Consider the following 11,935-nt stretch of genomic DNA (forward strand, 5'->3'; position numbering starts at 1 on the left):
CAAGCTATGGCTGACGCTGTAAATTATATTACCGAAGATGATGCCTTCGGTTGGTTCAACCACTGTGGTCTATTTACCTGAAAATTGCTGTAACTTAGCAAACTCAAATAAAAGAGTAGGTAATAAAAGCGATGAATCAACCCATTGAATTATCTTTAGAACAAGAATTTAGCCTGAGAACTTTTGCGGATCAAGTGCAGCAGATGTCCTGTGAACAAGCTCAAGAATTTTTGCTGATGCTCTATAAGCAGATGATGATAAGGGAAAAGACTTATCAAGAATTGCTCAAACATCAGTGGGAAGTTGGTTCAGGTTCAATCTTGGGTTAAAACAAACTTGTTCCGGTTACTTTAAGCGACTCAGAAGAGAACGAACACACAATTGTTTTTTTCAATGGCTTGGCAATAGAGATTATTTGCTCCAAACTGGGAAGATGCTTGCATAACAGACTCACAGAAACAGTTCTGATAGAACAGTGAACTACTGTGATCTACATCCCCACCAACCAATCGCACACCACAGACGTACACCCCGAAGCAAAGTTAACCCAAACCTGCCACTGCCCCAAATACCCATTCCAGTAAGGCTCACCATCAGCAACGCCGATAGAAGAGCCGATTGTGGAGACTAGCTGTTGGTAGAACTGACCAGCGCTGTCCAAACCTTGCTGCAATTTCAGCTTTAGCCCCTTCCATCCAAGAATCGCGATATTTTCTGGGGTATGTGGTGCTGTGTCACTGAGTGGTGTTGCAAAGACTATATTATTAGTGCCTGACACCACTTCAGTATTGTGGGATATGGAAAGTGATGTTGTGTCAGTTACTGGTGTGGTTGTACTTATATTATTACTGACTGACACCAACTCACTTTGAAATACTTCATCCCGATTGAGCCACTGCCCAAAAATCGAATCACGCTGATCATCAGGGGCAACAAACCGATAGACGCACTCCCGATTTTCACGCTTACCCAAGCGACCAACGTAATTCAATTTCAAATCAATCTTCGCAAGTAGTTTCTGTGCGATCGCTATTGGGGTCAGTTTTTCCGAGATACTGACATGAAGGTAATTCTTGATAACGTGCCGATGCTTTAGTGCCAGTGCTTTAAATTCCTGCATTACCTCGTCAGAAGAGCGTAACCGTTCCCCAGGCGTAAGCAACTGCAACAGATTCAGTTCTTCTAACAACAGCACCGATGGCAACATCTGCCCCTTGTTAAAATCTGGTTTCCAAATCGAATTCTGCCCTAATTCCAACTGCGCCTTAGCCCGTTTAGTATCACGGTTCGTTAGAAATTCCCGCCCCAGTGTCAAATAATAGTGCATCCGCAGTTGAGGATACCAGCCGTCGTCATCTTTCTCAACCAAATCAGGGGTTACGTCAATTTCATAGCGACGGGATAATTCCGCCTTGCGCTGCTGATGTCGTTCAGTTTTGGTTTTCGCCCTTGTGTCTTGCAGCTTCTTGAGTTCGGCATCAGAGATGGTTGGAGAATCCGCGATCGCTTTACACTCCGCAGCATACAATTCAACAGATGCCGCTTTAACCGACTCGATTACTGCGCCAGTCTCATCATCATCAACATCGGCTGCATCAATAACGGTGTAACCATCCTCGACCAACCCCGCAAGCACCGATTCCCGATAACGCCGCATCTCCACATTAATTACAGAACCACGCTTGCCCCAAGTCTGTAATGACTCCGGCTGAAAATTCTGATCAATGTAGCTCAAATCCGCATTATCCGCCGCCGACAGCAGCGCAATATTAGTCTGTGTCGCAACGTGTTGACTTCTGAGCAATCCTCCAATGGATGTAGAGCCATTCCCGACAACACCCATACCCCACTCTCTCACCCAGATATGACGGTCAACTGTTTCCCGTAACCGTGCCAACATCTGACGCACGGAGTTAACCGGCTGCACTCCCTGAAAAATCCCCCAAACAGCACTGAAATGTCCTCGAATGTCAATGCTGACTCCAGTTTCCAAACTTGGGGAGGCGATAACCAAATCGTACTGGGTAAGAATTTCGTTCAGGTGAGCGATACACCCCATAGCTGGATGTGATGGGTCAGCAACGGATTCGCTGTCAATTCGCAGAATCCGTAGGTGTGGGAACTTGCGACGAAACCGTTCCTCAAGTGCCTGGGTTCCCCATTTCGATTTTGCCTTTTGAGCAGAGCAGCATAATAAATGATGCCCACTTTTAGCGATCGCTTTGTCCAATGCTGCAATCAAATTCTTCGGGTTACTGCCAGAATAGTTGTAACAGTTGCCAGCTACGTGCCGATAATTGTTGACGATGACGAATAGATTAACGCGATATTCACCAGCGAGTGATAAAACATACTTTACGTCTGTATCGGAAACATCGGCACTAGACAGGTAAATCTTTCCCTGACTGCTGCCCAAAACATTTTGTACCAGTTGTTTGAGGTTTTTGAGAACAGATACCCGACGCTTCTGCACTTCAGTACCAGAGTTAAGTAAATGCCAGAACACCTGGTCACATTCATCAATAATAATCACATCATTCGCCCAGTCATTGGGATTGAATCGCGCCTGACTTTCTTGATGCAGCGAATCAACGCACACCCCGTATCCTAATAATGTGCCTGTTTCGTTCGTGTGGACTTCAGTCACATAGTTAACACCAAATCGATTACACAACGCCTCACCCAGTTGAATGCGATGGGTGATTATTAATACCCGTCTCCCAAGGTCATGTGCTTTCGCCACCTCCGTTGCAAGCCATTCGGTTTTACCCGTGCCTTTGGGAGCCTTGAGGATAATCAGTTTTTCACCTTCAGGTACGAGAAGCTGACCCAAGAATCTTTGGTTGAGAGCGATTGATGGCGGGTAAGTCAACAAGGTAAACAGCTTAATCTCCCACAACTCCAGTGCAACAGCCGTATTGTAGAGTGCGTCAAATGCTTCTTTTCCCTTGGCAACGATAAAATCATCAACCCCTTTCTCTGCCCCTAGCGGTAAATCAATCACTCGCAGCGAACAACCTTCATTTACCAACAACCGTCCCATGCGACTGATAGCGGTTCTGACTCGCTGTACAGTTTCGGGCTTGTTGTCCTGGTCAAAGCAAATGTTAACCTGTCTGCCCTGTGTTGCAAAATGTTTCAAGTCGGGAATCAGAAAGGGTTTCCCGATGGCAGTACCGTACTCATCAGTAGGTGTGCGGTATCCAGCGTTTACTCCCGGAATTGCGATCGCAGCATAACCAGCAGTCAGTAACGCCCCCGCTTTTTTGACCCCTTCGACAATTGTGACTGGTACGTTATGCCTCCAAACCCAGTGCCAGAACCCACCAGGATGCTGCAAATCTTCTTCGGTGATGGGAATGCCGCTACGGTTAGAGACTTTCACCCAAATGCGATTCGGTACTAATAGGAAGAAGGCGCGTGTCTCTTCTCTGAATGGGTGTTCGTACTTGATGAATTTGTGGATCTTCTGGCGGTCACGTCGGGGATGGTCGGGTTTGAAACAGCCCCACATCATTAGTGCGTATTCGTTGAGGGGGTCAACGCCAGAACACCACCAGCCGCCTAGTTCGATGTGCTGGTATTTTTTCAAATCGCGATCGCGCAGTCGTCCATCGTTGCGACGGGAGATTTTGGGACTGTAGAGAAGATATTCGTAAGGTGTTGTGCCGTAGAGCGATCGCGCATTCAGCTGAAAGATTTCTTCGTCAACGCAACTGTTGAGCCATTCAGTTAAATGTTTTGCTTGAGAATCAGTTTGGAAATTCATATCCCCTCCAATATTTTTAAGCAATGCAAAGCTTGGGGTATTGAGCTATACCGCCTTTGCTGTTAGTTACGCAGCTACAGGTTAAAAAACCGTCGTTTTCAGTTCAGCAATCAACAGGACTTGTATTGGTAGTTGTTTTTTTCGTCCTATTGACTGCTTTTTAACCGGACTAAATAGTACACATGAACTAAGAAACTGTCATTTTACATGATCACTGGACTTGTCAGAATCATCTCCCGCCCCCGGTGTGTGGTCGAAACGTGAGATTAATACGCGTGCTAACCACTTTGTTGGTTTTGGTAACTTGATGCAGATGTGTGGACTGACAGCTTGGGTGCATCACGAGTAAACTGCCGTGTTCCAGCCAAAAGTCAGTAGGTCTGCCATTTCTCGGTTTGATTTGGAATTTGCGACATGACCCCAAGCTGACTGATGCGATTGCAGGGGATAGTCCCATTGAAGAATCAGTATCAGCGTGCCAACCGATTGAATCCAGGCCACTGCGGTATTGATTGCCGATGACGATGCGGAACTTGTAACCAGTCAATCCGGTAATGCAGTCGCGTAACTTGGCCAGAGAGTCTGTCCAAGTCAGAGGTTTCAAAAACACGCTATTGGAGTAAATATAGTCACAGCCTTTGTCACCGTACAGGCATTCCAGGCGGGGGACAGGCATTGTTTTACCCAACATTCTGATTTGATTCTGCTGCCACTCCAGTTTCAAGCAGTGTTGATAAAGTTCATTTGCTTGTTCAAGATTTAAGAAATCGGGGTAATAACTGACGGGTAAAACTGGTGAAGATTCAGGAAACAAATTGAGTTGTTGCATGGTGTTTTTCTCCTACTATTGAATGTGTGCTGAAGGAGTTGCTGTTAGTTTTGACCAGTAGAGAAAACCTCAATCAACACACTTTCTGGATACAAACCAACTTTTCCAAAACGTGGATCATGAATGCGCTCTATTTCTATTGCCTGTTTTCGGCACAATGCGCTTGCCTTTCGACCTTTAGTACCCGCTTCTTTTACCGAGATTTCTAAACCTTGAAGATTGGCAAATCCAACAACACTATATTTATGCCCGCATGGGGTATTTACCCTATCTTGCTCAACTTCAACAGCTTTTAGTCGGTGCAAAATTTCGGTCTGTTGCTGTTGTTGTTGGAGTAAATGCTGTTCTTGCTCTGCCAAATGTTTAGCTATAGCGGCGAGTAACTGTATTTCTGTCATTCCTGTTTTGTTGTCAGTGACAGGTTTAGTCCAACCCAATTTATCTTGAATCCATGCCCGAATGCCGATGGTGTTGAATGAACGGCATACCAGTCTGGCTTGTTTAGTACAGTATCTACCAGCTTCGTAAGCGTAGTACTCTAGGATAATTGCGATCGCTATATCAGGGATTCCATCGGTTCTCCACTGGCTCAGGTCGGCGGCTTTAAACCCTTGTAGCATAAGCTCTTTGGCTAATTTAGATGGTGCTAGGTCGGCGCTTGATTTTAAAGCTTTTCTGATAGATTCGTCATCAACTCCAGCTAGTCGTGCAGTGGCTTTGATACTTGCTTTACCATGACCATTGGAGTCAACTTCAATCTCTTGAGATATCTGTTCGATGATTTCGGCGATTTCAATTTGTGACATAACTTTAGTTGTGTGATAATTTTTTGTTGTGTTATTAGAGAGAATCAAAGATTTACCCGCATTAAACTTTTTTCACCGACTATTGCAAATTGCGAATTGTCCTTAGTGCGCTGTTCCAAAGCAAAGCGCGGATAGTCCCAGTGCTTAGGTATCGAAATTGTTGGTTGCATTGATTTAATTGGGGAAAAGTTGAATAAGCAGGTTGTTCATGAGCGATCGCTTGAGTGTTACAACTTCAGCGATCGCTCTTGTATGTGCGAGAATTACGCCGCCACTAATTCCTGGCTTTCTGCAACTGGCGCATACTCCCGTAACAGTTCCCAATCAAGGGTTGTCAGCATCTCAAATGGTCGGTCTAGCAATTCTTCGCAGTCAACCGCTTCTGCATCGGGTAGTGTGTCCACCATCGACAGCGATCGCACTGCATCATAGACCGAGTTAGAATACTGCTGCTGACCTGAATAACGCCTCTTCACCCACCAGTTACCATCAGTGCATCCGACTTGCCCCAGTTTCACGCCGTTGTTGTAAATACCATCATCGAGAATTTCAAACCCATAATTCTGGCACTCGTTGAAGATATGCGCCATGATTTGGTTTTCAGTAGTAGAAGAGGACAAGGAGCAGGGTGCGGGGTGCATGGGAGAGAATCTTTCCCCTCTGCCCCCTGCTCCCTGCCCCCCTGCTTCTTCCTGCACTGGCAGTGTGCCATCTTTGTAGTGAGTGCAGATGAAGCGATCGCAACGCATTGGAGTGTTGGCACGAAATACTTCTTTATCGTTGACTATGACTACCCAGCGTTGGGTTAAGTGGTTGTCGTCATGGCTGATGCTGGCTACCAGTTTATCACCAGCATAATATTCGTGATGGGAAAACGAGATTTCGACTACTCTGAGGAATTCGGGAGCTACAACTTGGGCTTGATCAGCGATGTAGTTGTCGAGTTCGGCTTGGGCGAGGGCTTGGTTGTCAACTTTCTGAAGGTTGGTGGATTGGTGGGTGATGATTGCGTTTATCCAGGTTTCAGTCGCTCTTTTGTCCCCAGTGGGCGTAACGCCGAGTTCAGTGGCGATTCTTTTGAGACGCGGGAGATTATAGCGGGAAAGGGCTTGCTGAGTGTATTTCGGATATGTCATGATATAGATTCCTGTAAAGGTTCAAAAGGCGACGCTTTTGCTTACCAGGCTTGGGGTGTCGTCTTTTGTTATTACTATAATACCTACTATTAGTAGGTAAGACAATAGATAGTTATATGATAGTTAGTTATCTATTGAGCTACTTACAATAAATACTATTGATAGATAGACTACTAAAAGTAGGTTAATCTATTTATATGAATTCAACTCATGCCCGTGGAAGTAAGACTTAAAGAAATTAGAAACGAAAGAAGAATTTCGCAGAATGAGCTAGCAAGAAGACTTGAAATGTCGTTGGCTAATGTTCAGAAAATTGAGTATGGCAAAGCCAAATCAATACCTTTGGAGACATTAGACAAGTTATGCCAGATTTTGGAGTGTGAAGTTGGCGATCTACTAGTTCGCGTACCTGATAAGGATGGTGGAAGTTCTGAGAAGGAACAAAAAGTAGTTCAAGTAGCTGATGAAGTCAAAGAAGGCAAAATCAGCACACTCAATTCAAAAAGCACAAATGCAAGTGGGATGATTGCAGCATGAGTGCAATCGCTTTAAATTTAATCAAGCCTGTAGCATTAGCGTTGCTCTCTTGAAGTGGAGTAGGGCATGAGTACCAAGAAAAATTAGAGTCGCGGCACGCTGCAACAGAGGAAAGAGAAGTGCCGCAATTTGGAAAACAAGTATGGTTGGAAACTGCTATGGGTAGAGGTAAATGAGGACAAGAGCCTGAAAGTTAACTCTTCAAGTACTGTTCAAGAGGTGGAATTATGACTAAACCATCCTCTAAGCGCAAAAAAGCCACCTCTGCCACATCCAGGGATAGCACACCGCCAGATGATCAAGACCTTGAAGATATCTCCCAAGAAGAAAACCCAGCTACAGCAACAATTACAGTTACTGCTGTCGAAGTCCCAGAGTTGACCCAAGAGGAGCAAAGCGATCGCTTGCACTTGGAAAGGAAAGTGGAACGGGCGTTTTTTGAGGCGGGGAAGGCATTAATGGAATTACGGGATCGCAAGTTATATCGCTCTACTCACAAAACTTTTGAGGAGTATTGCCGCGATCGCTTTGGCCATAATCGTCGCCAGTCTTATCTTCTAATGGATGCGGCTGTTATTTTTGATAACTTGGTTGAAATTTGTGATCAAATTGATCACAAATTGCCCACAGCAGAGGGGCAAGTCCGACCCATGACAAAGCTTGAACCCCAGGAACAGCAGGAAGCCTGGCTAAGAGCAGTAGAACTTGCTGGCGGGAAAGTGCCGACTGGTAGAATTGTGAAGGATGTGGTGCAGCGCATCATGGAAAGGACGAAAGTACCCAATACCTACCAAATCGGCGAAGTGTGCCAAAGAAGTGTGCCAAATCGTAGTCAAAGACAATCCAGAACTCAGAGGCAAAGGTGGCTGCTGGGGTATTGTCAGCCAAGTAAATGATTTCAGTTGCACGGTGAGGATGTGGGATGGCGAGTACGCCGTTGGGTTGCAGCATCTCAAATCTTACAATTATCTACCTACCGAGTGTGAGCAGATGCGGTTGGTGTGTGATCGCATCAGTCGAGTGTATTCCGATTCACTTGAGGAGATAGTCAAAAGTCTGTTGCAGTTGTTGGGTAAGCTGAATCGACCTTATCTGACGGCTGTGGAAGAGAAATTATTGACGCTTCTGGAGTCGGAGTATGGGAGAATACCCTAAACAATTTTGGCAATTTGGCATCCAATGGCTTTGGGTTCCAGTTTCAATGGAGTTAGCAACGCAACGGGACAACAAAGAAGTTGTACGAGGGATAGGGCAAAACTTTCCGCTTCTGGTGTCCCGTTCTACGCCAGTTGTAAGCGTGAGTGCTGTAGAATGGCTCTACATAATTGATGCAGCGCTCAACAGAGTTCAGTTCCTACTCTACAACTGGCTAGAAATGAACAAAACCAAATAAAACCTCAGAAGATGAAAGATGTCGATAGCTGGCATTTCTTTACGAGTGATTGCTTGCCTACGATCACATCAGTTGAGTGTATTCCAGCGCGTTAGAGGAGTCTGTTCAAAAGTGTTTGGAGTCATTGGCGAAGCTGAATCGCACTTATTTGACAGCTTTGGAAAAGAGATTGTTGAAGGTTCTGGAGTCGAAAATTAGAGACTAATGCAACAAAGAAACTATGTAAATAACTCAAGATTATGTAATAATTCTACCCAAATGCTTAAGGATTCTTAAAACTCCAGATAAATTGTTAAGATATTGTGATCGGGTTGCAAAGAGATCGGAAATACCATATTGTTTACCCAAGGTTTTGACAAACAAATAGCTGCTACCATTGGCGATCATGCCATATAGAGGTTGTTCAGGGTTGGGATGAATCGCCATGTAAGCTAATGTCTGGGGAATCGCTAATTCTAAATCAAAAGTTGTCTTTTTTGACTCAATTAGCACAATCCATAATTTACCTTGCAGAACTAAAACATCAATTCTGCCCCGTAAAATCTCATCATTATCTCCTTGTGCAACAATATCAACGGATACCTCGGTTTTAAATCTGTAAGGTGCTTGATAGAAGCCTGCAAGTTCAAGTAATGGTGATAGCACAACCATTTTGACAGTTTCTTCTAAAAGACTTCCATCTGAGATTTGGTAGAGATAGTTTTGTCGAACTTGTTCTAATCTTGTCTGCTCTGCTTCACTTAAAGCTGGTAAATCTGCCATCCATTCGGTAAAAAATTGACTATCACCACTTAGGATTAACCCCAGTTTTTCCTCGACTTGGCGAAGGGTGGTAATTTTTTCTGCGATGGCTATGCTTGTGGTCATGATTAAATATACCTACTTGCCTAATATTAGGATAATTGAATTTAACCTATAACAGTTACTACAAAAGAGGGCTTACCAAGATGCCAAAAAAGAATCAAAGCAATTATGGGGGTAATGTCAAACTACAAAGTTCTCTTGGTTCGCGTATTTTGCAAGGACTTACCGAAGCAGAAATTTCCCAGCTACTCGATAGTTTATTTGCTGTTTTATCTGACGAACAGCGCCAAACGTCTTTTGTTCAACTTGAAGCAGATACCCAGACAACTTTGATTCAAATAATCGCTCCATCGCAAACAGGTGAACAGGCAAAAACAACCGAAAGACAAGCAACTTCTTTAGCGAAATTAGCTCAAACGTGGTCAGAGTTATGGCGAGAATGGAATGAAATTATTACCGAAGCGTCGCAGGAAGAGGGGAAATATATAGTCCAAGAGGAAAGCTGGGAAGAACCCTACTTTGATGATTGTGCTTTGGTTGAAGATTTAGAAGCAGTTGCACAAAAGATGAAGCCATTGGTAAAAACGGCTTTTGAGAATGGCTTTAGTAATGACGATGGTTTTGCAGCCAGTTTGTTGTCAGCAGAAAGTGAAATCTCTAATGGTATACCCGACTGGATGGAAATTGCTAATGGTATTCATTTGGAAGGAGCGACAACGTATTGCTTATTGGAATGGGAATGGTTATTGGTGCAGTCACAAGGACAAAATGGGTTCAAATTAGCTCAAAAAATTAGGGAATGGGATGAGGAATTTTACCACACCAGTTTAGATGATGATGCTGTGACCGATTTCTTTTCCAATTTACTTGATGTTGAAAAAAAATTAATTTTTGACGGAATGACGGCCAATCGAGAAGTTCAAGAGTGGAAGCATGACCTAGAAAATACTCATTCTTCTTGGCATATAGTTTACATGGAATTGATGCAGCAATTTGCAACCCCAGAGATATATTTGAACAATCTCCGGGCGACTATTTCCCAGGAATGGCAAAATGGTTTACCTGTAATTAAGGATTTGTTGGCTAAACAGGAATATAGAGAAAGTCTCACAGTGATTCAAGAGACTTTGGATGCGTTATTAAAAAACAAACCTGACTTGAATCCGTGGATACCGGAAAACTCGCTGCTATTTGTTGCTGTGGATGGATTTTCTTACGATCCTGGGAATTGGGAAAAGGAAAAAACTTTACTTCGCTATTATCAGCAAGCTGTTCGAGAATTGGGAGAAATCGAACGAGTGAATGCTTTGTCAATTCAGCATATTACTTTTGAATGTTGTTACGACTGGTCTAGTATGTTCAAAGCTTTTGCTGAGATACCAGTTAATAAAGATACGAAAAAAGCTTTGTTTACATCTTGGCGTGAATCAATAATTAAAGGTGGTACACCATACAGATATTCATATTTTTATACAAATCAAAAAGCCGTAGATAGTTGGTGGTTGCATTGGTTGCTCGATAGTATTACAACTAAGGAAAAAGGACATACTTGGTTTAGGCAACAAATTATCGAGTGGTTGGAGAATTTACCTGGAGAACAGGGACAACTGGGTGGGGAATATAGTGTTTTACATTTGTTAACAAAAGATTTGACCGAGATAAAGTATCAGGGAAAATCCCCCTACCCGAAGTTTTATGAGGTTGTGATTCTACCAAACCAACTATCAACACGGGATGATATTTCTAGGAGAACGTATCTCCAAGAATATGCACCCCCTGATTTGTGGGAAAGAGTGATGGCTTATTGGCAAGCAAATTTACACAACTTTGTACCCAGACCGGACTCGTCTCAAAGCTCGGATTATACGAGAAATGCACAATGGATGTCTGCCTTGAAGGAGTTAGCACCGCAGAATTATGATAGTTTGTTGTCCCAATGGAAAGTCCAGCACAAGCGACGACCTAATTTGTGGAAAGCGATGAGAAATTTGGGATTGGATTGATGTAATGCTTTTTGTATATGGGATGGCGAGTATGCCGTTGGGTTGCAGCACCTGAAGTCCTTCAACTACTTGCCGCAAGAGTGTGAGCAGATGCAGGTAATTTGCGATCGCATTAACAGGTTATGGGGAAATGAGAACTTGGAAGATGCCCCAAGTGCTATGTTGAAGTACTTGGGGGAGTTGAAGCGCCCGTATTTGACGGCTGTGGAAGAGAAGTTGTTGGGTTTGATAGAGAAAGAGTACGGTATTGATGATAGATTTGGCTTTGAGGCAAGTGGTCTACGCTAAATCTAATTTTTCTCGAACTATTCCCTCATCCCTGAAGCCTACCAACACAGCCGTTCCATCTTTGACAAAAAGCGGGCGTTTGAGCAGCATTGCGTCGTGAGTGAATGCGTCAATCCACTGTTCATCAGTCCATATCCTCAAATCATCTCCGAAAGCGCGGTATGATTGACCGGAGGTATTTCGCATAGAAGGAGAACCCAAAGATTTCACCCAGTTTTGAATCATCTCAGGGGTGGGCGGAGTTTCTTTGGTGTTAATCAACTCATGGTCAATATTTGTAACGACCTGCAATACTAATCGCTCAAACCTGCAATCAAGACATTTACAAACCAGGATTAACTGCAACTATAATTACACTTCAGCCAGGATT

The 11,935-nt window shown here is 43.8% G+C and carries 14 protein-coding genes; 8 read left to right on the forward strand and 6 right to left on the reverse strand.

Features of this window, described 5'->3' with window-relative positions:
- Positions 1–131: 131 nt before the first annotated feature.
- The gene (locus tag ACYTXL_RS18940) at positions 132–329 is read left to right on the forward strand and encodes an NblA/ycf18 family protein (protein WP_461926096.1); all 198 of its coding nucleotides are present in this window, start codon (positions 132–134) and stop codon (positions 327–329) included.
- 161 nt (positions 330–490) lie between these two features.
- Here ACYTXL_RS18940 and ACYTXL_RS18945 read toward each other — a convergent pair whose 3' ends face one another.
- The 4 genes from ACYTXL_RS18945 to ACYTXL_RS18960 all read right to left on the reverse strand — a co-directional run bounded on the left by ACYTXL_RS18945 (position 491) and on the right by ACYTXL_RS18960 (position 6,540).
- Positions 491–3,769 carry a plasmid replication protein, CyRepA1 family gene (locus ACYTXL_RS18945; protein WP_461926097.1) on the reverse strand — a complete coding sequence of 1,093 codons (3,279 nt, stop codon included), beginning with the start codon at positions 3,767–3,769 and terminating at the stop codon, positions 491–493.
- Positions 3,770–3,998: 229 nt separating this feature from the next.
- Positions 3,999–4,598: an alpha-ketoglutarate-dependent dioxygenase AlkB family protein gene (locus tag ACYTXL_RS18950; protein ID WP_461926098.1), complete on the reverse strand. Its 600-nt coding sequence runs from the start codon at positions 4,596–4,598 to the stop codon at positions 3,999–4,001.
- Positions 4,599–4,642: 44 nt separating this feature from the next.
- On the reverse strand, positions 4,643–5,404 hold the full coding sequence (locus ACYTXL_RS18955) for a hypothetical protein (protein WP_461926099.1): 762 nt from the start codon (positions 5,402–5,404) through the stop codon (positions 4,643–4,645).
- A 263-nt stretch (positions 5,405–5,667) separates the two neighbouring features.
- A complete protein-coding gene (locus tag ACYTXL_RS18960) occupies positions 5,668–6,540 on the reverse strand; it encodes a hypothetical protein (RefSeq protein ID WP_461926100.1) in 873 nt (290 codons plus the stop codon).
- Between the two features lie 210 nt (positions 6,541–6,750).
- Here ACYTXL_RS18960 and ACYTXL_RS18965 point away from each other — a divergent pair, with 210 nt between their 5' ends.
- The 5 genes from ACYTXL_RS18965 to ACYTXL_RS18985 all read left to right on the forward strand — a co-directional run bounded on the left by ACYTXL_RS18965 (position 6,751) and on the right by ACYTXL_RS18985 (position 8,668).
- A complete protein-coding gene (locus ACYTXL_RS18965; protein ID WP_094346501.1) occupies positions 6,751–7,077 on the forward strand; it encodes a helix-turn-helix domain-containing protein in 327 nt (108 codons plus the stop codon).
- Between the two features lie 227 nt (positions 7,078–7,304).
- Positions 7,305–7,973: a hypothetical protein gene (locus tag ACYTXL_RS18970; protein WP_461926101.1), complete on the forward strand. Its 669-nt coding sequence runs from the start codon at positions 7,305–7,307 to the stop codon at positions 7,971–7,973.
- 19 nt (positions 7,974–7,992) lie between these two features.
- Positions 7,993–8,232: a hypothetical protein gene (locus tag ACYTXL_RS18975; protein WP_461926102.1), complete on the forward strand. Its 240-nt coding sequence runs from the start codon at positions 7,993–7,995 to the stop codon at positions 8,230–8,232.
- Positions 8,216–8,470 carry a hypothetical protein gene (locus tag ACYTXL_RS18980; RefSeq protein ID WP_461926103.1) on the forward strand — a complete coding sequence of 85 codons (255 nt, stop codon included), beginning with the start codon at positions 8,216–8,218 and terminating at the stop codon, positions 8,468–8,470. The genes ACYTXL_RS18975 and ACYTXL_RS18980 overlap by 17 nt, the downstream gene beginning before the upstream one ends.
- A gap of 18 nt (positions 8,471–8,488) precedes the next feature.
- Positions 8,489–8,668 carry a hypothetical protein gene (locus tag ACYTXL_RS18985; protein ID WP_461926104.1) on the forward strand — a complete coding sequence of 60 codons (180 nt, stop codon included), beginning with the start codon at positions 8,489–8,491 and terminating at the stop codon, positions 8,666–8,668.
- Positions 8,669–8,707: 39 nt separating this feature from the next.
- On the opposite strand, the gene ACYTXL_RS18990 is transcribed toward ACYTXL_RS18985, so the two are convergent.
- Complete coding sequence (locus ACYTXL_RS18990; RefSeq protein WP_461926105.1) at positions 8,708–9,337, reverse strand: type I restriction endonuclease; 630 nt, start codon at positions 9,335–9,337, stop codon at positions 8,708–8,710.
- A gap of 80 nt (positions 9,338–9,417) precedes the next feature.
- Between ACYTXL_RS18990 and ACYTXL_RS18995 the strand changes: the two genes are divergently transcribed.
- Together ACYTXL_RS18995 and ACYTXL_RS19000 are read left to right on the forward strand one after the other, a co-directional pair.
- Positions 9,418–11,277, forward strand: coding sequence for a hypothetical protein (locus ACYTXL_RS18995; RefSeq protein WP_461926106.1), 1,860 nt, complete (start codon positions 9,418–9,420; stop codon positions 11,275–11,277).
- A gap of 69 nt (positions 11,278–11,346) precedes the next feature.
- Positions 11,347–11,565, forward strand: a complete 219-nt coding sequence (locus ACYTXL_RS19000) for a hypothetical protein (protein ID WP_461926107.1) — start codon at positions 11,347–11,349, stop codon at positions 11,563–11,565.
- Here the strand turns inward: ACYTXL_RS19000 and ACYTXL_RS19005 are convergent.
- On the reverse strand, positions 11,557–11,856 hold the full coding sequence (locus ACYTXL_RS19005) for a Spx/MgsR family RNA polymerase-binding regulatory protein (protein ID WP_461926108.1): 300 nt from the start codon (positions 11,854–11,856) through the stop codon (positions 11,557–11,559). The two genes, ACYTXL_RS19000 and ACYTXL_RS19005, sit on opposite strands and share 9 nt — an antisense overlap.
- Positions 11,857–11,935: the final 79 nt, after the last annotated feature.

The sequence above is a fragment of the Nostoc sp. genome, from assembly GCF_054880495.1.